The organism is Micromonospora sp. CNZ285 (assembly GCF_004637285.1).
The window spans coordinates 4,098,087-4,119,594 of the sequence record NZ_SPQD01000001.1; the positions used below are offsets into that span (position 1 = coordinate 4,098,087).

At 72.9% G+C, this 21,508-nt stretch carries 17 protein-coding genes; 7 read left to right on the forward strand and 10 right to left on the reverse strand.

Going from position 1 to position 21,508, the window contains the following annotated elements:
• Window positions 1–4 precede the first annotated feature (4 nt).
• On the reverse strand, window positions 5–1,648 hold the full coding sequence (locus CLT75_RS18555; RefSeq protein WP_135241756.1) for a PucR family transcriptional regulator ligand-binding domain-containing protein: 1,644 nt from the start codon (window positions 1,646–1,648) through the stop codon (window positions 5–7).
• A gap of 107 nt (window positions 1,649–1,755) precedes the next feature.
• Between CLT75_RS18555 and CLT75_RS18560 the strand changes: the two genes are divergently transcribed.
• The 5 genes from CLT75_RS18560 to CLT75_RS18580 all read left to right on the forward strand — a co-directional run bounded on the left by CLT75_RS18560 (window position 1,756) and on the right by CLT75_RS18580 (window position 8,178).
• Entirely contained in the window at window positions 1,756–3,288 is a 1,533-nt protein-coding gene (locus CLT75_RS18560; RefSeq protein ID WP_135241757.1) for a CoA-acylating methylmalonate-semialdehyde dehydrogenase, read from the forward strand.
• Between the two features lie 20 nt (window positions 3,289–3,308).
• Window positions 3,309–4,640, forward strand: coding sequence for an aspartate aminotransferase family protein (locus CLT75_RS18565; protein WP_135241758.1), 1,332 nt, complete (start codon window positions 3,309–3,311; stop codon window positions 4,638–4,640).
• A gap of 118 nt (window positions 4,641–4,758) precedes the next feature.
• Complete coding sequence (locus CLT75_RS18570) at window positions 4,759–5,889, forward strand: thiamine pyrophosphate-dependent enzyme (protein ID WP_135241759.1); 1,131 nt, start codon at window positions 4,759–4,761, stop codon at window positions 5,887–5,889.
• A 28-nt stretch (window positions 5,890–5,917) separates the two neighbouring features.
• Window positions 5,918–6,886, forward strand: a complete 969-nt coding sequence (locus tag CLT75_RS18575) for an alpha-ketoacid dehydrogenase subunit beta (protein WP_123110079.1) — start codon at window positions 5,918–5,920, stop codon at window positions 6,884–6,886.
• 14 nt (window positions 6,887–6,900) lie between these two features.
• Window positions 6,901–8,178 (forward strand): dihydrolipoamide acetyltransferase family protein, encoded by a 1,278-nt coding sequence (locus CLT75_RS18580; RefSeq protein WP_135241760.1) that lies wholly within the window; start codon window positions 6,901–6,903, stop codon window positions 8,176–8,178.
• A 75-nt stretch (window positions 8,179–8,253) separates the two neighbouring features.
• On the opposite strand, the gene CLT75_RS18585 is transcribed toward CLT75_RS18580, so the two are convergent.
• From CLT75_RS18585 to pdxR, 9 genes are read right to left on the reverse strand one after another with little or no spacing between them, the layout of a single operon-like run.
• A complete protein-coding gene (locus CLT75_RS18585; RefSeq protein ID WP_135241761.1) occupies window positions 8,254–10,554 on the reverse strand; it encodes an arylsulfatase in 2,301 nt (766 codons plus the stop codon).
• 8 nt (window positions 10,555–10,562) lie between these two features.
• Window positions 10,563–11,318 (reverse strand): SDR family NAD(P)-dependent oxidoreductase, encoded by a 756-nt coding sequence (locus CLT75_RS18590; RefSeq protein ID WP_013475388.1) that lies wholly within the window; start codon window positions 11,316–11,318, stop codon window positions 10,563–10,565.
• Window positions 11,315–12,139, reverse strand: a complete 825-nt coding sequence (locus tag CLT75_RS18595) for an ATP-binding cassette domain-containing protein (protein WP_135241762.1) — start codon at window positions 12,137–12,139, stop codon at window positions 11,315–11,317. Before CLT75_RS18595 ends, CLT75_RS18590 begins: the two co-directional genes overlap by 4 nt.
• Entirely contained in the window at window positions 12,136–13,122 is a 987-nt protein-coding gene (locus tag CLT75_RS18600) for an ABC transporter ATP-binding protein (RefSeq protein ID WP_227457480.1), read from the reverse strand. The genes CLT75_RS18595 and CLT75_RS18600 overlap by 4 nt, the downstream gene beginning before the upstream one ends.
• Window positions 13,123–13,127: 5 nt before the next feature.
• Window positions 13,128–14,012 carry an ABC transporter permease gene (locus CLT75_RS18605; protein ID WP_013288207.1) on the reverse strand — a complete coding sequence of 295 codons (885 nt, stop codon included), beginning with the start codon at window positions 14,010–14,012 and terminating at the stop codon, window positions 13,128–13,130.
• Window positions 14,009–14,953, reverse strand: coding sequence for an ABC transporter permease (locus CLT75_RS18610; RefSeq protein WP_135241763.1), 945 nt, complete (start codon window positions 14,951–14,953; stop codon window positions 14,009–14,011). Before CLT75_RS18610 ends, CLT75_RS18605 begins: the two co-directional genes overlap by 4 nt.
• 22 nt (window positions 14,954–14,975) lie before the next feature.
• On the reverse strand, window positions 14,976–16,418 hold the full coding sequence (locus CLT75_RS18615; protein WP_135241764.1) for an aldehyde dehydrogenase family protein: 1,443 nt from the start codon (window positions 16,416–16,418) through the stop codon (window positions 14,976–14,978).
• The gene (locus CLT75_RS18620) at window positions 16,415–17,659 is read right to left on the reverse strand and encodes a M20 family metallopeptidase (RefSeq protein WP_135241765.1); all 1,245 of its coding nucleotides are present in this window, start codon (window positions 17,657–17,659) and stop codon (window positions 16,415–16,417) included. The genes CLT75_RS18615 and CLT75_RS18620 overlap by 4 nt, the downstream gene beginning before the upstream one ends.
• A gap of 11 nt (window positions 17,660–17,670) precedes the next feature.
• A complete protein-coding gene (pdxR, locus tag CLT75_RS18625) occupies window positions 17,671–19,197 on the reverse strand; it encodes a MocR-like pyridoxine biosynthesis transcription factor PdxR (protein WP_135241766.1) in 1,527 nt (508 codons plus the stop codon).
• A gap of 185 nt (window positions 19,198–19,382) precedes the next feature.
• Here pdxR and CLT75_RS18630 point away from each other — a divergent pair, with 185 nt between their 5' ends.
• Both CLT75_RS18630 and CLT75_RS18635 read left to right on the forward strand, forming a co-directional pair.
• Entirely contained in the window at window positions 19,383–20,471 is a 1,089-nt protein-coding gene (locus tag CLT75_RS18630; RefSeq protein WP_135241767.1) for a 3-isopropylmalate dehydrogenase, read from the forward strand.
• 7 nt (window positions 20,472–20,478) lie between these two features.
• Complete coding sequence (locus CLT75_RS18635; RefSeq protein ID WP_135241768.1) at window positions 20,479–21,438, forward strand: formylglycine-generating enzyme family protein; 960 nt, start codon at window positions 20,479–20,481, stop codon at window positions 21,436–21,438.
• Window positions 21,439–21,508 lie beyond the last annotated feature (70 nt).

Sequence of the window (21,508 nt, forward strand, 5' to 3'; positions counted from 1 at the left end):
CGGGTCAGCCGGTGGACTCCGGGCCACCGGCGCGCATGACGTCCCGGGCGGTGAGCGCCACGTGTAGCGACAGGCGCCGCTCACTCGAATCCAGGTCGACGCCGAGCACCCGCTCGATCAGCTCCAGCCGCTGGTAGAGCGCCGACCGCGACAGCGACATCGCGTCCGCCGCGCGCCGCTTGTTGCGCCCCTCCACCAGGTACGTCTCCAGCAGCGCGACGTGGTTCGTGCCGTGGCGCTGGTCGTACGAGAGCAGCGGGCCCAGCTCGCGCTCGACGAACGTCTGCAGGCGCACGTCGTCGCGCAGCAGGTACAGCAGGCCCCGGAGGCGGACGTCGTGCAGCCGGTAGAACGGGCGCGGCTCGGCGGTGTGCACTGTCGCGTCGGCCACCTGCGCCGCCTCCACCAGTGAGCGCCGGGCCAGGTCGAGCGTCCGGACCACCGACCCGGCGGCGACCACGACGTCCGCGCCCGCCCGGTGGCCCGCCCGGGTGAGCGCGGCGGACAAGCTCCCCAGCGCGGCCTCGTCGGAGCCGGTCTCGTCGAGCGCGACGAGGAGGGTGACGCCGGTGCCGCCTGCCGCCTCGTCCACGTCGCCGGCGAGCGCGGCGAGCCCGCACTCGCGTACCGCCGTCTCCACCGCGTCGAGCAGTGCCCGCCGGTTCGCGTTCCCGTCGGCGCCGGTGCCCGGGGCCGGCCGGCGCCGCCGGACCACGACGCCGAGCAGCCGGCGCTGTTCCAGGACGACACCGAGTCCGCGTGCCCGCAGTGCCACGTCCCGGGTGGGCGCCGAGTGGGTGACGATGCTCAGCAGCAGGCTGCTGCGCGCCTGCCGCTCGACCGACGACGAGTCCCGGGCGACAAGCTGGTTCAGCGCGATGGTGGACGCGGCGCGTTCCAGCAGCACCCGGGTCCGAGCCGGTGGCTCCTGGTCGCACAGCAGCACGAGCCGCCCCCACCGGTTGCCGCGCGCCTCGACGCTCGTCACCAGCCAGCCCGAGCGCGGCTCGTAGCCGGTGCCGGACGGGACCTCGACCGCGCGGGAGCGGGTCTCCCAGCGGTCGAGCAGCTCCTCGGCGGTCAGCGGACCGGTCTCGTACGCCAGCACCTGGTGGGCGAGGTTCTCCAGCACCGCGGGACGCCGGGACAGGCGGGTGACCTCGCGGAGCACCTGGCGGGGCTCGGCGCCCTCCACCGACAGCTCGGTGAAGATGCGGTGGATCTCGTCCTTCGCGAGCAGGTCCGCCGTCTGCTCCTCGACGATCACCGAGTGGACGACCTCGGTCACGGCGACGAACCGCATCTCGCGGCGGAGCGCGATCAGGGGCAGGTTCCGGCTGCGGGCGTGCTCGACCAGCCCGGCCGGCAGCGTGCCGCCGAACCGGCGGCCCAGCTCGACCACCACGCCCGCCACCCCGACGGCCGCCAGGCCGTCGATCCACCGGCGCAGCCCGTCGTCGTCGGGGGGCAGGCCGATGCCCGTGGTCAGGACCAGCTCGCCACCGCGGAGCAGGTCGGCGATCTCGGGGATCTCGGCGACGTGCACCCAGCGCACCGGCGCGTCCAGCCGGTCCCGGCCCGCCAGGACGCGCGGACCGGCCTGCTGCAGGGCCGGCAGTTCGAGCACGTCACGGACCGTCATCGGCATCGGAGCGCCTCCCCCTCTCCTCCGGCGCACAGTATGTGCGCTTCCCGTGGACGGGAACGACACAGTGCCCATTGCCCGGACCTGGGGAAGCGCAGATGATCCCGGGCATGACCCAGACAGCACCCGGCACCGCGCCCGCTCCCGTCCCGCTGGAGCGGGTGACCCACTGGATCGACGGCAAGCCGTTCGCCGGCGTCACCGAGCGTACGGCCCCAGTCTACGATCCGGCGCTGGGCGCGGTCCGGACGGAGGTGCCGCTGGCCTCGGTCGACGAGGTGGACCAGGCCGTCGCCTCCGCCGCCGCCGCATTCGCCTCCTGGCGGAACTCGTCGCTGACCAGGCGCACCCAGGTGCTGTTCGCGTTCCGGGAGCTGGTCAACCAGCACAAGCAGGAGCTGGCCGAGCTGATCACGGCCGAGCACGGCAAGGTCGTCTCCGACGCCCTCGGCGAGGTCACCCGCGGCCTGGAGGTCGTCGAGTTCGCCTGCGGCATCCCGCACCTGCTCAAGGGCGGCTACTCCGAGGGCGTGTCCACGAACGTGGACGTCTACTCCATCCGGCAGCCGGTCGGCGTCTGCGCCGTCATCTCGCCGTTCAACTTCCCGGTGATGGTCCCGATGTGGTTCGTGCCCATCGCCATCGCGGCGGGCAACACGGTCGTGCTCAAGCCCAGCGAGAAGGACCCGTCGGCGTCGCTGCTCGTGGCCCGGCTGTGGGAGCAGGCCGGCCTGCCCGCCGGCGTGTTCAACGTCGTGCACGGCGACAAGGTCGCTGTGGACCGGCTGCTGGAGCACCCCGAGGTCAAGGCGGTGTCGTTCGTCGGCTCCACGCCGATCGCCCGGTACGTGTACGAGACCGGCACCCGCAACGGCAAGCGCGTCCAGGCCCTCGGCGGCGCCAAGAACCACATGGTGGTGCTGCCGGACGCCGACCTCGACCTGGCCGCCGACGCGGCCGTCAACGCCGGGTTCGGCTCGGCCGGCGAGCGGTGCATGGCCATCTCGGCCCTGGTGGTCGTCGAGCCCGTCGCCGACGACCTGGTGGCCCGGATCCGCGAGCGCATCGCCACGCTGAAGGTCGGTGACGGGCGGCGCTCCTGCGACATGGGTCCGCTGGTCACCAAGGAGCACCGCGACCGCGTCGCGTCGTACCTCGACGCGGGTGTCGAGGCCGGCGCCGAGCTGGTGGTGGACGGCCGCGAGGTGCGGGTCGACGGCGACGAGTCCGGGTTCTGGCTCGGGCCGAGCCTGCTGGACCGGGTGTCGCCCGAGATGAGCGTCTACACCGACGAGATCTTCGGGCCGGTGCTCTCGGTGGTGCGCGTCGGCAGCTACGACGAGGCGCTCGCGCTGGTGAACGCCAACCGGTACGGCAACGGCACTGCGATCTTCACAAACGACGGCGGCGCGGCCCGGCGCTTCCAGAACGAGGTCGAGGTCGGCATGGTCGGCGTCAACGTGCCGATCCCGGTGCCGATGGCCTACTACTCCTTCGGCGGCTGGAAGGACAGCCTCTTCGGCGACTCGCACGCCCACGGCGCCGAGGGCGTGCACTTCTTCACCCGCGGCAAGGTCGTCACCTCCCGGTGGCTCGACCCCAGCCACGGCGGCATCAACCTCGGCTTCCCCGAGAACGTCTGAGCAGCGGAGAGAGAACGCCGATGAGCAGCAGCGCACGACGCACCTACGAACTCGACCGCGCGCACGTCTTCCACTCCTGGTCCGCCCAGTCGCTGCTCGACCCGATGGTGGTCGAGCGCGCCGAGGGCTCGTACTTCTGGGACGGCGACGGGAACCGCTACCTGGACTTCTCGTCGCAGCTCGTCAACACCAACATCGGCCACCAGCACCCGGTGGTGGTCGCGGCGATCCAGGAGCAGGCGGCCCGTCTGTGCACGATCGCGCCGTCGTACGCCAACGACGTTCGCGGCGAGGCGGCCCGGCTGATCACCGAGCTGACCCCGGCGGGCCTTTCCAAGGTGTTCTTCACCAACGGCGGCGCGGACGCGATCGAGCACGCCGTCCGGATGGCCCGGCTGCACACCGGCCGGCCGAAGGTGCTGTCGCAGTACCGCAGCTACCACGGCGGCACCCAGACCGCGGTGAACCTGACCGGCGACCCGCGCCGCTGGCCCAGCGACAACGGCACCGCCGGGGTGGTGCACTTCTTCGGCCCGTTCCTCTACCGGTCGGAGTTCGGCGCCACCACCGAGGAGGAGGAGTGCACGCTCGCGCTGCGCCACCTCGAACGCGTCGTGGAGATGGAGGGCCCGTCCACCATCGCGGCGATCGTGCTGGAGACGGTGCCGGGCACCGCCGGCATCATGCCGCCGCCGCCGGGCTTCCTCGCGGGCGTACGGGAGCTGTGCGACAGGCACGGCATCCTCTACATCGCCGACGAGGTGATGGCGGGCTTCGGGCGTACCGGCGCCTGGTTCGCGCTGGACCACTACGGCGTGGCGCCGGACCTGATCACCTTCGCCAAGGGCGTGAACTCCGGTTACGTCCCGCTCGGCGGTGTGGTGATCGCCGACCATGTCGCCGAGACGTTCGCCACCCGCGCCTACCCCGGCGGCCTGACCTACTCCGGTCACCCGCTTGCCACCGCCGCCGCCGTCGCAACCATCAACGTGATGCGGGACGAGCGGATCGTCGAGAACGCCGCCACGATCGGCGCCGACGTGCTGGGCCCGGGGCTGCGCGAACTCGCCGACCGGCACCCGAGCGTCGGTGACGTGCGTGGGCTCGGCGTGTTCTGGGCGCTGGAACTGGTACGCGACCGCGGGACGAGGGAGCCGCTGGCGCCGTACGGGTCGTCGTCGCCGGAGATGAACGAGGTGCTGGCCGCGTGCAAGCGCGGCGGCCTGGTCGCGTTCGCGAACTTCAACCGGATCCACGTGGTGCCGCCGTGCACCGTGTCGGAGACGGAGGCCAAGGCGGGCCTGGCGATCCTCGACGAGGCGCTGACACTCGCCGACCGCCACACGGTCTGAGGCACTGCCCACCACCGCCCGCCGGGTCCACCCCGGCGGGCGGTCCCGTATCCGAGAGATCCGCGAGACGGCCGGCGACCCCGGTGACGCGGAGACCGACGCACCCAGAAGGTGACGAATGACTACCGTAGATCTCGCCGACCCACCGGTCACCAACCCCTTCACCGGCACCACCGGCCTTCCGCGTACCTCAGAGGGCTGGACCCAGCTCGTCACCCCGGACGGGCGCCTGCACCCCGAGGTCGACGCCGACCGCGACGCCCTCGGCCGCCTCACCCGTGACCTGTACCGGGGGATGCGGCTCGCGCGCCGCCTCGACGACGAGGCGTTCGCGTTGCAGCGACAGGGCGAGCTGGGCCTGTGGCTGCAGTGCCGCGGCCAGGAGGCCGCCCAGGTCGGCTCGGTCGCGGCGGTACGCGCCGACGACTACGTCTTCCCGAGCTACCGGGAGCACGCCGCGGCGCTGTGGCGCGGCATCGGCCCGGCCGACCTGCTGCGTCAGTGGCGCGGTGTCGCGCACAGCGGCTGGGACCCGGAGCCGTACTCGTTCCACATCTACACGCTGGTCCTGGCCGCCCAGTTGCTGCACGCCACCGGGTACGCCCTCGGGGTGCAGCGCGACGGCAGCGACACGGTCGTCGTGACGTACTTCGGTGACGGCGCCGCCAGCGAGGGCGACGCGAGCGAGGCGATGAACATCGCCGCCGTCAACGCCGCGCCGATGGTGTTCTTCTGCCAGAACAACCAGTGGGCCATCTCCACGCCGACCGCGTCGCAGACGCGTACCCCGATCCACCGGCGCGGCGCCGGGTTCGGCCTGCGCAGCGAGTGGGTCGACGGCAACGACGTGCTGGCGGTGTACGCGGTGACGTCCGCGGTGACCGCGCACGCCCGGTCCGGCGCCGGCCCCGCGATCGTCGAGGCCACCACGTACCGGATGGGCGGGCACAGCACGTCGGACGACCCGACCCGGTACCGCACCGACGACGAGCTGGAAGCCTGGCGGGCGCGGGATCCGCTGGCCCGGGTCGAGGCGCTCATGCGCGCCGAGGGCTGGAGCGACGAGGCGTTCCTCGGCGAGATCCAGGCCGAGGCGGACGAACTGGCCGACCGGACCCGCCGGGAGTGCCTGGCCCTGACGGCGCCGGACCTCGCGGACGCCTTCGCCACGGTGCTGGCCGACGTGCCCCCGCTCCTGCGGGAGGAGCGCGACACGTTCGTCGCCTACCGCGCCTCCTTCCTCGACTGACGCCCGCCTGCGATCGGAGAACTCGTTCATGCTCACCCTCTGTCAGGCACTGAACTCCGGCCTGCGCCGCGCCATGGAGGACGACGACAAGGTCCTCCTGATGGGCGAGGACGTCGGCCGGCTCGGCGGCGTCTTCCGGGTCACCGACGGTCTCCAGAAGGACTTCGGCGAAGCCCGGGTGGTGGACACCACCCTCGCCGAGTCCGGGATCATCGGCACCGCCATCGGGCTGGCGCTGCGCGGCTACCGCCCGGTCTGCGAGATCCAGTTCGACGGCTTCGTCTACCCCGCGTTCAACCAGATCGTCTCCCAGCTCGCCAAGATGCGGGCGCGCACCGGCGGCCGTACCGGCCTGCCCGTGGTCGTGCGGATCCCCGTGGGCGGCGGCATCGGCGCGGTGGAGCACCACAGCGAGTCGAACGAGGCGTACTTCGCGCACACCGCCGGGCTGCGGGTCGTCTACTGCGCCAGCCCGGACGACGCGCACTGGATGATCCGCCAGGCCGTCGCCGGTGACGACCCGGTCATCTTCTACGAGCCGAAGCGCCGCTACTGGGTCAAGGGCGAGGTGACAACCGCCGGACCGCCGCTGCCGCTGGACCGCGCCCGGACCGTGCGGCCGGGCACCGACGTGACCCTGCTGACGTACGGCGGCACCGTCGCCACCTGCGTCGCCGCCGCCGAGGCCGCCGCTCAGGAGGGCCGCGACATCGAGGTGATCGACCTGCGGTCCATCTCCCCGCTGGACGTGGCGACCATCGAGGAGTCCGTGCGCCGTACCGGCCGGGCGGTGGTGGTCCACGAGGCCCCCACGTTCGCCGGGTTCGGCGCCGAGGTCGTCGCGCAGGTCACGAGCCGGTGCTTCTACTCGCTGGAGGCGCCGGTCGAGCGGGTCGGCGGCTTCAACCTGCCGTACCCGCCGGCCAAGGTCGAGGAGGAGTACCTGCCCGACCTGGACCGGATCCTCGACGCCGTCGACCGCGTCCTGGCCGCGTGAAGGGAGAGGTACCCGTGAGCGTTCAGCAGTTCCGTCTGCCCGACGTCGGCGAGGGCCTCACCGAGGCCGAGATCGTCACCTGGCGGGTCGCCCCGGGCGATCCGGTCCGCCTCAACGACGTCATCGTGGACATCGAGACCGCCAAGGCCGTGGTCGAGCTGCCCAGCCCGTACGCCGGAGTGGTGGACCGCCTGCTCGCCGAGGAGGGACAGACCGTCGAGGTCGGCGCCGCGATCATCGCGATCCGGACCGGTGGTGACTCGGACGCCCCGGATGCCGCGCCGGCCGCCGCGCCGCAGGCCGCCGACGAGCCGGCCGTGGAACGTACCGCGGTGCTCGTGGGCTACGGGGTGTCCGCCCAGGCGCGGACCCGCCGGCCACGCCGCGCGACGCCGTCCGTCCGCCCGGCCGAGCCGGGCCGCCCGGCGCACACGTCCCGGCCGCCGGTGCTCACCAAGCCGCCGCTGCGCAAGCTCGCCAAGGACCTCGGCGTGGCGCTGGCGGACGTGCGCGGCAGCGGCCCCGGCGGCCGGATCACGCGCCAGGACCTGCTCGACCACACCACCGGCCCGGCGCCGGTGGCCGACCAGCGGCGGGACGAGCGCCTGCCCGTGCGCGGGGTACGCAAGGCGACCGCCGCCGCGATGGTCGCCAGCGCGTTCACCGCGCCGCACGTCACCGAGTTCCTCACCGTCGACATGACCGGCACCGTCGAGTTCGTGGACCGGCTGAGGCAGGATCCGGCGTTCCAGGGGGTGAAGGTCAGCCCGCTGCTCGTGGCGTCGCTGGCGGTGCTGGACGCGGTCCGCCGGTACCCGGACGTCAACGCCCGGTGGGACGAGGGGAACCAGGAGATCGTCCGGTTCGCCGACGTCAACCTGGGCATCGCCGCCGCGACACCGCGCGGCCTGCTGGTGCCGAACGTCAAGGCCGCGCAGAACCTTCCGGTACGGGACCTCGCGGTCGCCCTGAACGAGCTGGCGGGCACCGCGCGGGAGGGCCGTACCCGTCCCGCCGACCTGTCCGGCGGCACGATCACCATCACCAACATCGGCGTGTTCGGGGTGGACGCCGGCACCCCGATCCTCAACCCCGGTGAGGCGGCGATCCTCTGCCTCGGCGCGCTGCGCCGGATGCCGTGGGTGGTCGACGAGCAGGTCGTTCCCCGGTGGACGGTGCAGTTGTCGCTGTCGTTCGACCACCGGCTGGTGGACGGGGAACTGGGCAGCCGGGTGCTCGCCCACGTCGGGCGGTTCCTGGAGGACCCGCTGTGGGGCCTGGCCCTGCGCTGAGGCCCCGACAGGCGGACGGCGCGCGGACGGACGACGAGGTCCGTCCGCGCGCCGTCGCCGTACGCGGGGCGCGCGTCAGTCCACCACCTCGAACCCGACGCCGACGGACGGCCGCGGCGCGACGCCGCCCGCCGGCGCGATCGGTTCGCCGACCTCCTCGGACGCGGCGAGCCGAAACCGCACGTACTCCAGCTCGCCGGAGAACTCGTGCCGGGCCGGGTAGCTCGGCGACACCGGCGAGTGGATGCTGCGCCCGACGTCCATGCCCGCGAAGCCGTGGAAGAACGGCAGCAGGCGCGGGAACAGCGCCTCGCCCGCCGCCTCGCCGTCCACGTACAGGCGGCCGGTGCCCTGGCAGTCGGCGGTCTTCGTCAGCTCGAAGGTCAGCTCCACCGGGCCCAGCGGCAGTTCGCCCTCCGACCGCAGCACGTAGTGGGTGCCGAGGTGGTTGTACTCGTACACCAGGTGGTTGTCCTTGATGTGCAGCACGTAGCCGCCGCTGACGTTGCCGAGCACCACGATCACGCCGCCCTGGGTGGCGTCGGTGCGGTGCACCCGCGCGGTGATGGCGTGCGAGCGGTTCATCGTCGGCGGCACCGCCGCGCCGGAGATCGTCGGTACGCCGGCCAGGTAGGTGAAGTCCAGCCGGTCCCGTACCGATCCGGGTCGCGGCACCCGGGCCCGGATCGCGAATCCCCTGTCGTCCAGCGGCAGCACGTCGTAGCGGGCCGCCTCGATCCAGAACTCCTCGATGAGGCGCCGCAGCACCTCCGGATACTCGGCGGCCAGGTCGCGGCTCTCGGTCGGGTCCTCGTCGATCCGGTACAGCTCCCAGCGGTCCTCGTCCCACGAGGTGCCCCGCTCGTGGAACGCGACCGCCTTCCAGCCCTGGTGGTAGATGCCGCGATGGCCGAACATCTCGAAGTACTGGCGGTCCCGCGATGGCGGCGCCGCCGGGTCGCGCAGCCCGTCGCGGAAGCTGCGACCGTGCAGCGGCATCTGCGGGACGCCCCGGCGCACCGCGGGCGGCTGGACCCCGACGAGGTCCAGCACCGTCGCGGTGACGTCGATGCTGTGCTGGAACTGCGTCCGCACCTGCCCGCCGGGTACGTCACCGGCCGGCCAGCTCAGCACGAACGGCACCCGGACCCCGCCCTCGTGGGTGTGCTGCTTGTAGCGGCGGAACGGGGTGTTGCTGACCTGGGCCCACCCCAGCGGATAGTTGCTCTGCGCGCGCGGGCCGCCGATCTCGTCGATCCGGGCCAGGCTGTCCTGGAGGTTCTCCGGCACCCGGTTCTGGAAGGCGGTGGGGTTGAGCGTGCCGAGGGGCGTGCCCTCGGGGCTCGCCCCGTTGTCCGACATGACCACGAAGATCGTGTTGTCGAGCCGGCCGATCCGCTCCAGGAAGTCGACCAGGCGCCCGAGCTGGGCGTCGGTGTGGTCGACCATCGCCGCGTACGCCTCCTGCATGCGGGCGAACAGGCGCCGCTGCTCCGGCGGCACGTCGTCCCACGGCACGACGCCCGGGTTGTGCGGTGGCAGCGGCGCGTCCGGCGGGACGATGCCGAGCCCGATCTGCCGCCGGTGCCGGTCCGCGCGGATGACGTCCCAGCCGGCGTCGTAGCGGCCCCGGTACTTCGCCAGGTACTCCGGCGGGGCCTGGTGCGGCGCGTGCGCGGCGGCGTACGCCAGGTAGAGGAAGAACGGCTTCTCCGGGGTGAACGAGGTCTGGTCCCGGACGAACCCGATGGCCCGGTCGGTCAGGTCCTCGGTGAGGTGGTAGCCCTCCTCCGGGGTGGCCGGCGGATCCACCTGGTGGTTGTCGTACACCAGTTCCGGATAGAAGTTGTCGGTCTCGGCCTCCAGGAAACCGTAGTACCGCTCGAAGCCACGGCCCAGCGGCCACTGGTCGTACGGGCCGGACGGCGTGGTGTGCTCCAGCGGCGCGACGTGCCACTTGCCGACCGCCATGGTGTTGAACCCGGCGTCGCCGAGCATCTCCGCGACTGTGGCGGCGGCGTGGGTGATCCGCCCCCGACCGCTGGGAAAGCCGCTGTCGAAGTTGGACAGCATGCGCATGCCGACGCTGTGGTGGTTGCGGCCGGTGAGCACGCTGGCCCGGGTCGGCGAGCACAGCGGCGAGGTGTGGAAGTTGGTGTACCGCAGCCCGGACGCGGCCAGCCGGTCGATCGTCGGGGTGTCGATCTCGGCGCCGAAGCAGCCGAAGTCGGCGAACCCGACGTCGTCCAGCAGCACGTACACCACGTTCGGGGTGCCCGGGGCGGCCGGCTGCGGTGCGCTCCAGTGCTCCGTCGACTCGTGGTAGGTGCGCCCGATGGTCCCCTCGTACGGAGGGTCCGCCAGCGAACTGGTCACGGGACGCCTCAGCCGGCCGTCGTGCCGCCGTCGAGGACGAGCGTGTGGCCCGTCACCATCCGCGCCTCGTCGCTGGCGAGGAACACCACCGCGTCGGCCGAGTCGCGCGGCGTCGCCATGCGGCCCAGCGGGATCGACGCGCGGAAGTTCTCCCGCGCGCTGTCCGGCACGTCACCCATCCCGCCCAGGAACGCCGAGAGCATCGGCGTCTCGGTCGCCGCCGGGGCGATCGCGTTGACCCGGACGCCGTGCGGCGCGAGTTCCAGCGCCAGCGCCTTCATCAGGCCGATGACGCCGTGCTTGGCGGCGGTGTACGGCGCGTACCGGGGGCGGGCGATGACGGCCTGAAGCGACGCGGTGAACACGATCGCGCCGCCACCGGCCTCGATCAGCGCGGGCGCGGCGGCCTGCGCGGTCCAGAACGCACCCTTGAGGTTGACGTCGACCACGCGGTCCAGCGTCGCCTGGTCCACCTCGTCGAGCGGGCCGGTGAACGGCGTACCGGCGTTGGCGTGCATGAGGTCGAGCCGGCCGAACCGCTCGACGGCGGTCTCGACGGCGGCGCGGCAGTCGGCGGCCCGGGTGACGTCGCAGGCCACGCCGACCACGGCGGACCCGAAGCCGGCGGCGGCCTCGGCGGCGCGGTCGCCGTCGAGGTCGGCGATGACCACGCGCGCGCCCTCCTCGACGAGCCGGCCGACGGTGGCCAGTCCGATGCCGCTGGCGCCTCCGGTGACGACGGCGACGCGGTCAACCAACCTCATGTGCTGCTCCTGTTGAATCGGTCCAGGAGGTCGCCGCTCAGGGTGGGCACCGCGGACAGCAGCCTCTGGGTGTAGGGGTGCCGGGGGTCGGAGTAGATCGATTCGGTGTCACCCGTCTCGACGATCCGGCCCTGGTTCATCACCGCGATCCGGTCGCAGAGGTACCGGACGACGGACAGGTCGTGGGAGACCAGGATCAGGGTCAGCTTGAACTGCTCGGCCAGGTCGGTGAGCAGGTTGAGGATCTGCGCGCGCACCGAGACGTCGAGCGCGCTGACCGGCTCGTCGCCGACGATGACCTTCGGCCCGGCCGCGAGGGCGCGGGCGATGGCGATGCGCTGCCGCTGGCCGCCGGAGAACTGGTGCGGGTAGCGGGTCACCGCCTCCTCGGGCAGACCCACCGAGTGCATCAGCTCGGCGACGCGGGCCCGGTGGTCGCCGGGCAGGCGCAGCGCGCGCATCGGCTCCGCGATGATGTCCGCGACGCGCATGCGCGGGTTCAGCGACGACATCGGGTCCTGGAGCACCATCTGCACGTCACGGCGCAGGAATCCGAGCCGCCGCTCCGGTACGCCGCTGATCCGCTGCCCGTTGTAGAACGCGGTGCCGGACGTCGGCTGGTCGAGGGCCATGAGGATGCGCGACAGCGTGGACTTGCCGGAGCCGCTCTCCCCCACGATGCCGAACGCCTCGCCCTCGTGGACCTGCACGCTCACGCCGTCGAGCGCGCGGATCGGCCGGCCCGGCGTACGCAGCGACCGCCGCGGGGCGCGGTACTCGCGCACCACGTCGACGGCTTCCAGCAACGGGGTGGTGGTCATGCGCTGGCCTTCCCGCTTCCTAGGGGCTGGTCGCTCTCGATCGGGTGGTGGCAGGCCGCCCGCTGGGTGCTGCCGGGCGGCGCCGTCAGCAGCGGTACCGTGCCGCAGACGTCGTCGGCGCGCGGGCAGCGGTTGCGGTACACGCAGCCGGTGGGGAACGACCCGAGCGACGGGACGCGGCCCGGGATGGTGGACAGCCGGCCGCTCCCGTCGGTGCTCTCCAGCACCGTGGACGCCCGCAGGCCCGCCGTGTACGGGTGCCGGGGCGAGTCGAACACCGTCGCCACGTCGCCGTGCTCGACGATCGAGCCGCCGTACATGACGAGCAGTTCCTCGCAGATGCTGGCGACGACGGGCAGGTCGTGCGTGATGAGCAGCAGCGACGCGCCCTCCTCGCGCACCAGCGTGTCCATCAGCCGCAGCATCTCCGCCTGCACCGTGACGTCCAGCGCGGTGGTGGGCTCGTCCGCGACCAGCACGGCCGGGTCGCACGCCAGCGCGATGGCGAGCACGACGCGCTGCCGCTGACCGCCGGAGAGCTGGTGCGGGTACTTGCGCGCGGTCCGGTCCGGCTCGGGCAGCTGGACCCGTTCGAGCAGTTCGACGGCCCGGGCGGAGGCCGCCGCGCGGCTCATCCCCTTGTGCAGCCGCAGCGACTCGGCGACCTGGTTGCCGACCCGCATCAGCGGGTTGAGCGCCGTCATCGGCTCCTGGAACACCATGGCGATGTCGTTGCCGCGGACCGCGCACATCTGCTTGTCGGAGAGGTCGAGCAGGTTCCGGCCGTTCAGCAGCACCCGGCCGGACGCGGTCACGCCGTGGGGCAGCAGGCCCATCAGCGCGAGCGCGGTCAGGGACTTGCCGCAGCCGGACTCGCCGATGAGCCCCATCCGCCGGCCCCGCCCGATCTCGAACGAGACGCCCTTGACGGCCTGGATGTCGTGGACCTTGACGACGAGGTCCTCCACCACGAGCCCGCTCACGCCGCTCACCGTCCTCTCAGCCGCGGGTCGAGGGCGTCGCGCAGCCCGTCGCCCATGAGGTTGAAGCCGAGCACCGACAGGGCGATGGCCAGACCGGGCCAGACGGCGAGCATCGGCTGCACGACGAAGTAGTTCTGGGCCTCCTGGAGCATCCGGCCCCAGGTGGGGGTCGGTGGCGGGGTGCCGTACCCGAGGTACGACAGCGCCGCCTCGGCGAGCACCGCGTGCGCGAACGACACCGACGCCTGCACGATGAGCAGGGCCGCGATGTTCGGCAGCACGTACCGGACCATGAGCACCACACCCCGGCGGCCGTAGCTGCGCGCGGCCAGCACGAAGTCGCTCTGCAGCACCTGCATCGCGCCAGCCCGGGTGAGGCGGCCGAACACCGGGACGTTCGCGACGCCGATGGCGATCATGCCGGTGAGCGTGGAGGCGCCGAAGCCTGCGGCCAGGATGATCGCCAGCAGGATGGCCGGGAACGCGAACACGATGTCCAGCGCCCGCATCACCGGCTCGCTGAGCCAGCGGTGCCCGGTGGCGGCGAGCAGACCCAGCGGTACGCCGACAGCGGCGGCGATCGCGACGGCGACCACACCGACGAACAGTGTGGTCCGCGCGCCGACGAGGAGCTGACTCACGATGTCCCGGCCGAAGTGGTCGGTGCCGAGCCAGTGGTCCCCACCCGGGGACAGCAGCGTCTGCGACGGGTCGACCCGGGTGGGGTCGTACGGCGTCCAGAGGAACGACACCAGCGCGGTGAGGACGACCAGGCCCACCAGGCCGGCGCCGATCACCAGCGTGAGGTTCCAGCGGCGGCGCGGCTTGACCGGGCCGGCCGCGACGACGTCGGCGGTGGCGTCCGGTGGGGCGTCGGCGACTGATGTCATGCCTTGCTCCTCAGCCTGGGGTCGACCGCGTGGTACACCACGTCGACGACGAAGTTGATCAGAAGCACCGCGGCGGTCAGCACCATCACGGTGCCCTGCACCTTCAGCAGGTCGCGGTTGCCCACGTCCTGCAGCAGCATCCGGCCGAGACCGGGCAGGCCGAAGACGTTCTCGATCACGACGGTGCCGATGAGCAGCGTCGCGAGCTGCAGACCGAGCACCGTGATGACCGGGATGGCCGCGTTGCGCAGCGCGTGCCGGGTCAGCGCCTGCGAGCGGCTCAGCCCCTTGGCCCGCGCGGTCTGGATGAAGTCCTCCTGCATGACCTCGACCACCGCGGACCGGACGTAGCGCATCAGGATCGCGCCCTGGGCCACGCCGAGGACCAGCGCCGGCATCAGCAGGGCCCGCACGGCGCCGCCGACGTCGTCCCACCCGGTGAACCCGCCGGCGGGCAGCCACTGCAACTTCACCGCGAACACGGTGATGAGCAGGATGCCCAGCCAGAACGACGGAACGGCGATGCCGACCTGGCTCAGCGCGGACAGCGCCGTCCCGATCGCGGTACGGCTCTTCACCGCGGCGAGGATGCCCAGCGGTACGGCGATGAGCAGCGCCAGCGTCATCCCGGCCAGGATGAGCGGCACCGTCACGCCGAGCTTGTCGGCGATCTCCGAGCCGACCGACACCCCGCTGAGCGGCGAGATGCCGAAGTCACCGCGGATCAGGCCGCCGGCCCATTCGAGGTACCGCTCGGTGAACGGCCGGTTCGTCCCGAACTGCTCCCGCAGCGCCTCCAGCGCCTCCGGGGTCGCGTTGACGCCGAGCATCGCCTGCGCCTGGTCGCCCGGCAGCAGCGCCAGCATCGTGAAGACGAGGATGGACGCGGCGAACAGCGATACCGCGAGGATGGCCAGCCGCCGGACGAAGTAGATCACCATGCGTGTGTGCTCCCACTCCGAGTCATGGCCTGATCATCACCATCTTGGTCACGGTCAGCTCCTCCATGGCGAAGCGCGGTCCCTCCCGGCCGATGCCGGAGTCCTTGACGCCGCCGTACGGCATGTTGTCGGCGCGGAAGCCGGGCACCTCGTTGACCAGCACACCACCGACGTCGAGGCGGCGCACGACGTCGAGGGCGACAGCCAGGTCACGGGTGAAGACGGCGGCCTGGAGCCCGTAGCGGGACCGGTTGACCAGCTCGACCGCCGCGTCCATGTCGGGCACCGACCGGACGCAGACCACCGGACCGAAGATCTCCTCCGCCCAGCACTCGGCGTCCTCGGGGACGTCGACGAGCACCGTCGGCTGCAGTACCCGGCCCTGCGCCGTACCGCCGGCCAGGCAGCGGGCCCCGGCGGCGACCGCGCGGTCCACCCACGAGTGCACCCGCTCGGTGGACGCCTCGTCCACCAGCGCGGACACGCGGGTGTCGGCGGACCGGGGGTCGCCGGTGGTGACCGACGCCAGCAGCGGCCGGAGGCGGTCCAGCAGCGCCTCGCGCACAGGCTCCTCGACGATCACCCGCTGCACGCTGATGCACGCCTGGCCCGAGGCGTAGAACCCGCCGCGTACGACCGCTTCGGCGGCCCGGTCGAGGTCGGCGTCGCGGCCGACGACGAGCGCCGCGTTGGACCCGAGTTCCAGCAGCACCTTGCGCGGGGCCGCGGCGCGGGCGATCTGGTGGCCGACGTGCGCCGACCCGGTGAACGACACGGCCGCGACGCCGGGGTGCGTGGTCAGGAGCTTGCCGACCTCGACGCCGCCGGTGACGAGCTGGACCCCGGCGGCCGGGCAGCCCGCCTTGCGGAACAGGTCGACGAACACCAGCGTGGCCAGCGGCGTGTTCGGTGCCGGCTTGACGATCACCGGGCAGCCCGCCGCGACCGACGGCGCGACCTTGTGCGCGGCCAGGAGCAGCGGGTAGTTGAAGCCGGTGATGCCGACGACGACACCGACCGGGCGGCGTACCCAGAAACCGAGCATGCCCTCGCCGGCCGGCTGCATGTCCAGCGCCACCGTCTCGCCGGTCAGGTGCCCGACCTCCTCGGCGGCCGTCTCCAGCGTGACGAGCGTCCGGGCGACCTCGACCCGGCAGTCGACGAGCGGCTTGCCGGTCTCCAGGACCAGCAGCTCGGCCAGCGAGCCGGCGCGGGCGCGCACCTCGGCGGCGACCGTCGTCAGGATCGCGCGCCGCCGGTGACCGGGCAGGCCGGCCATCTCCGCGGCGACCTCCCGCGCGGCGTCGACCGCCGCCTCCGCGTCGCCGGGGTCGCCCCACGGCGCCTGGGTCACGGTGCTGCCGTCGTACGGGAAGCGGACCGGCGCGGTCTGCGCGGTGCTGGTCCAGCCCGCGCCGATCGGCAGGCCGGCGGGCAGCGCGGTCAGCAGCTCCTGCGCGGTCACGACGCCGCACCCGTCCGGGCGCTGGTGGCCCCGGTGAGGAAGGCCAGCGCCGCCTCGGCGTAGACCTTCGTCTTGCGGACGATGTCGTCGACCTCGACGTACTCGTCGGGCTGGTGGGCGATCCACTTCGGGCCGGGGCCGTACACCACGTTGGGGATGCCGCTGTCGCGCCACAGGATGGTGCCGTCGGTCGCGCCGGGCACGCCGCCGAAGACGGGCTCGGTACCGGTGACGGCGCGGTGCGCCCCGGCGACGGCGAGCGAGACGGGGTGGTCCTCCGGGGTCACCGCGCACGGCCGGTCGTCGACGACCTCGACGGCGAAGGTGACACCGTGCCGGACGCCGATGGCGTCGGCGTCGGCGCGCACGCGCGCGGCGAGCGCGGCGTGGTCGACACCGGGTACGGTCCGGCAGTCCACGCCGAGGACGGCGCGGCCGGGGATGACGTTGAGCTGGTCGGCGGAGCCGGCGTCCAGGACCGTGGGGGTGAGGTACGTCAGGCCGAGGTGCTCGTGCTCACCCGGGTCGGCCTGCAGCTCCCGCTGGAACCGGCCGAGCGCGGCGACCAGCTCGGCCACCGCCGGTACGGGGTTGCGGCCGTGCTGCGGCATCGCGCCGTGCGCCATCTTGCCGGTGCAGGTGACCAGCAGCCGGACGGCGCCCTTGGCGACCGCGCAGATCTCCTCCGCCTCCGGCTCACAGATGATCGCGGCGTCCACCTCGCGGGCCAGCGCGGTGGTGGTGAAGTGCTTCGCCCCGAGCATCTGGCCCTCCTCGTCCACCAGGGCCGCCACCACGATCCGGCCCGGGAACGGCCCGGCCAGCTCGACGGCCCGGGCCGCGTGGATCATCGCGGCGACACCGGCCTTCATGTCGGCGGAGCCGCGACCGTACAGCCGCCCGTCGACGATGTCGCCGCCGAACGGGTCGACGGTCCACTCCTCGGGAGCGCCTTCGGTGACGACGTCGGTGTGGCCCTCGAACATCAGCGTCGGCCCGGGCAGGCCGCCGTCCACCACGGCGACGACGTTGGGGCGCCCGGGGACGACCTCGGTGACCTCCGGCCGCCAGCCGAAGCCCCGCATGACCCGCGCGACGAGTTCCGCCGCGGGCTGCTCGCTTCGCCCGCGCCCCGCGTCCCAGGTCGAGGGGATGCGGACCAGGTCCTGGGTCAGCGACACGACGGCTTGCTCGTCCACGAGATGGCCGGCGCGGAGGGAGGCGTGGGTGTCCGACGTCATGGCGTCGGAGGTTACGAACTCCGCCCCCGGAGGGGAACGTCCAGTTTCCGGGTCGGCGGGGGTACCAGTCGCGGCCGGACCTGGTCTTCTACGGCCGCGGCGACCCGCCGCACCCCCTCGTCGATGCGGTCCAGCGGCATCACCTGGTACCCCAGGCGCAGGTGGTGACGCGGGGCGGGCCGGGCGGCCCAGTACGGCGCGCCGGGGTCCAGCAGCACGCCCTGCCGGCGCAGCTCGCGGGCGAGTTCGCCGGCGTCCAGTCCCGGCGGGCCGGTGATCCACCGGGCCAGCCCGCCGCGCGGCACCGGCTGCGGTCCCCAGCGCACGTGCCGCTCGACCGCCCGCACCATCTCCTCGTACAGGCCCAGGTAGTGGGCCCGGACGCGGCGCACGTGGCGGGCCAGGTCCCGGCTGGCGATCATCTGCGCGAGGGCACGTTGCATCGGGCCGGGCGGGTGACGCAGCACGTAGCGGGAGCGGGCCCGCATGGCGTCCACGAGCGCCGGGGACGCCACCACGTAACCGAGCCGCAGGCCCGGCGCCAGCAGCTTGCTGAAGCTGCCGAGGTAGACCACGCGGTCCTCGTCGTCGAGCGCCCGCACCGCCACCGCGGGCATCCCCCGGAACGTCATCTCCGGGTCGTAGTCGTCCTCGACCACCACCGCGTCCGCCGCGCCGGCCCGGCGCAGCAGCTCCTCCCGCCGGGACGCCGACATGGTCGCGCCGGTCGGGTACTGGTGGCTCGGCGTGACGTACACGAGCTGGGCGCCGTGCAGGTCGGCCGGCAGGTCCTCGACGACCAGGCCGTCCTCATCGACCCGGCCGGGCACCACGTCGGCGCCGGCCATCTGCATGATCGTCCGGGCGTCGGGATAGCCGGGATCCTCGACGAGCACCACGCTGCCCGGCCGGACGAGGACGCTCGCCAGCAGGTGCAGCGCGTGCGTCGAACCCAGCGTGATCATCACCTGGTCCGGGTGGGCGGAGATGCCGCGCGCGGGCAGCACGTGCTCGCAGAGCTGACGCACCAACTCCGGGTCGTCGGCCTGGCCGGCGTCCCCGATGACCCGGGACAGCCCGTCCTGCCGCAGCGCCTCCCGCTGCGCCCGCTCCCACGCGCCGATCGGGAACATGGACGGGTCGGGCTGGCCGACCACGAACGGGAACGGCGCCCGGGACCAGGCCGGATCCCGGTGCACCGGCGTGGGCGGCGGTTCCGGCAGCCGCGCCTCCCAGTCGATCGGCCGCATCGGCGAGCGGGCGGTCCGCCGCGCGGCCCGCATCCGCACCACCGCGTCGGAGGAGACGTAGAGACCGCGCCGCGGGACGGTCACGATCAGACCCTGCTCCATGAGCCGGTCGTACGCGGTCAGCACCGTGTTCCGGGAGACGCCGAGCGCCTCGGCCAGACGGCGCGTGCTGGGCAGCGGGCCGTCGTCGTACTGCCCCGCGAGGATGGCGTCCTCGAGCCCGGTGATGATCTGCTCGTAGAGCGGAACCGTGCTCTGCGGGTTGACCGGCAGCAGGAAATCCGCCACCTCGACCTCCCACTCCCGCGGGGGTCTCGCCTCGTCCCGTCGTCGTACGCCCTGCACACGCCCTATGCGTCCCGCTGGTACTAGCCTAGCCGGAGACCTGGACCTGTTGCGGAGGGCCCGTTCCCGCCACGCTTGGCCGGGCGATGGCAGGTGACGGTCTCCTGCACGCGGACAGGGGTGGACTCATGAGCGCCCAGCGAATCGCGCTGGTGCCCGGCGACGGCATCGGACCGGAGGTCACCGCACAGGCGGTCAAGGCGTGCGACGCCGCCGCCCGACGGTTCGGGATCGACCTGGTCTGGGAAGACTACGAACTCGGCGCGGACTACTGGCGGATCACCGGCCAGGTCGTGCCGCCGGACGTGGAACAGGAACTGGCAAAGGCGGACGCCATTCTCTTCGGCGCCGTCGGCGACCCGTCGGTGCCACCCGGCGTGCTGGAACGCGGCCTGGTCATCCACCTGCGGACCGCGTTCGACCAGTACGTGAACCTGCGGCCGGTCAAGCTGCTGCCAGGTGTGCCCACGCCCATCGGCGGGCTCCGCCCGGAGCAGTGCGACCTGGTGATCCTGCGGGAGAACACCGAGGGCGCCTACGTCGGCGCGGGCGGCTTCATCCACCGCGGCGGGCCGGACGAGATCGCCACCCAGGAGTCGGTGAACACCCGCAAGGGCGTCGAGCGCCTCATCCGGCACGGCTTCCGGCTGGCCCTGGGCCGCCGCAAGCACGTCACGCTGGTGCACAAGGCAAACATCCTGACGTACGCCGGTGACCTGTGGCAGCGGACCTTCGAGGAGGTCTCGGCGGAGTACCCGGACATCGAGGTGGACTACGTACACGTCGACGCGATGTGCCTCTACCTGGTGACGCAGCCGGAGCGGTTCGACGTGGTGGTCACCGACAACCTGTTCGGCGACATCATCACCGACCTGGGCGCCGCGGTGCAGGGCGGTCTCGGCCTGGCCGCCAGCGGCAACCTCAACCCGACCGGGTCGGCGCCGAGCATGTTCGAGCCGGTGCACGGCTCCGCGCCGGACATCGCCGGCCGCGGCTGGGCCAACCCCGCCGGGTCGATCCTCAGCGCCGCGCTGATGCTGGAGCACCTGGGTCACCCGGAGGCGGCCCGCAGCCTGGAGGACGGGGTGAAGGCGGTGCTGCCGCGCCTGGGCGCCATGCGCGGGCCGGAGATGGGCATGTCGACCGAGGACTTCGGCGACGCGGTCGCCGCCGTCATCGGCGAGGGCGCGTACCAGGCGGACGCCCTGCCGGCGTGACACGGATGTGAGCACCGAACCGGTCGATCCGGGCGACGGCGGGGGCACTCCCCCGCCGTCGCCGTGTTGCGCGCCGAGACGCCCGCCCGCCGCCGGCACCGGCGCCGCGGCGGGCGCGAGCGCCGTCCGCTCACCACACGGGGGTACGGACGACCTGATCGCGCTGCCCGGCGGCACCTTCCTCATGGGCACCGACGACCCGGAGGGCTTCCCGGAGGACCTGGAGGGACCGGTCCGCCCGGTGACCGTGGGCCCGTTCGCGATCGGCGCGACGCCGGTGACGAACCGGCAGTTCGCCCGCTTCGTCGACGCCACCGGCTACCGCACGGACGCGGAACGGTACGGCTGGTCGTTCGTCTTCCACCTGCTGCTGGCGCCGTCCGCGCACCGGCACGTGCTGGACGCGTCGGTGCCGCAGGCGCCGTGGTGGCTGGCCGTCGAGGGGGCGTACTGGGCCGCCCCGGACGGGCCCGGGTCGGACGTACGCGGACGCGAGCGGCACCCCGTCGTGCACGTCTCGCACCGGGACGCCGAGGCGTACTGCCTGTGGTCCGGCACCCGGCTGGCGACCGAGGCCGAGTGGGAGTACGCGGCGCGCGGCGGGCTGTCCCAGGCACGCTACGCCTGGGGCGACGAGCTGACCCCGGACGGGCGGCACCGCTGCAACATCTGGCAGGGCGCCTTCCCCGCTGTCAACACGGCGGAAGACGGGTTCGCAGGTACCTCTCCGGTGACCACGTTTCCGCCGAACGGCTACGGCCTGTACGACGTCGCGGGCAACGTTTGGGAACTCACGGCCGAACCCTGGCGCGACCACCGCGGCCGCATCTCACCAGGTGAGAGCGTCATCAGGGGTGGTTCGTACCTGTGCCACGACTCCTACTGCAACCGTTACCGCGTGGCAGCACGGAGTCGGACCACCGTTGACTCCTCGACCGGCAACACCGGGTTCCGGGTGGCCCGGTAGCCGGACGCTGATTGGTACCTGCCGACCCCGCTGAACTGGCCCTTTTGCATCGGGTACCACGCTCATAGTG

Excerpts from the sequence above, each read along its gene's own strand:
- CLT75_RS18555 (WP_135241756.1), bottom strand. The coding sequence starts at position 1,648 with ATGCCGATGACGGTCCGTGACGTGCTCGAACTGCCGGCCCTGCAGCAG.
- CLT75_RS18560 (WP_135241757.1), top strand. The coding sequence starts at position 1,756 with ATGACCCAGACAGCACCCGGCACCGCGCCCGCTCCCGTCCCGCTGGAG.
- CLT75_RS18565 (WP_135241758.1), top strand. The coding sequence starts at position 3,309 with ATGAGCAGCAGCGCACGACGCACCTACGAACTCGACCGCGCGCACGTC.
- CLT75_RS18570 (WP_135241759.1), top strand. The coding sequence starts at position 4,759 with ATGACTACCGTAGATCTCGCCGACCCACCGGTCACCAACCCCTTCACC.
- CLT75_RS18575 (WP_123110079.1), top strand. The coding sequence starts at position 5,918 with ATGCTCACCCTCTGTCAGGCACTGAACTCCGGCCTGCGCCGCGCCATG.
- CLT75_RS18590 (WP_013475388.1), bottom strand. The coding sequence starts at position 11,318 with ATGAGGTTGGTTGACCGCGTCGCCGTCGTCACCGGAGGCGCCAGCGGC.
- CLT75_RS18595 (WP_135241762.1), bottom strand. The coding sequence starts at position 12,139 with ATGACCACCACCCCGTTGCTGGAAGCCGTCGACGTGGTGCGCGAGTAC.
- CLT75_RS18605 (WP_013288207.1), bottom strand. The coding sequence starts at position 14,012 with ATGACATCAGTCGCCGACGCCCCACCGGACGCCACCGCCGACGTCGTC.
- CLT75_RS18610 (WP_135241763.1), bottom strand. The coding sequence starts at position 14,953 with ATGGTGATCTACTTCGTCCGGCGGCTGGCCATCCTCGCGGTATCGCTG.
- CLT75_RS18620 (WP_135241765.1), bottom strand. The coding sequence starts at position 17,659 with ATGACGTCGGACACCCACGCCTCCCTCCGCGCCGGCCATCTCGTGGAC.
- CLT75_RS18630 (WP_135241767.1), top strand. The coding sequence starts at position 19,383 with ATGAGCGCCCAGCGAATCGCGCTGGTGCCCGGCGACGGCATCGGACCG.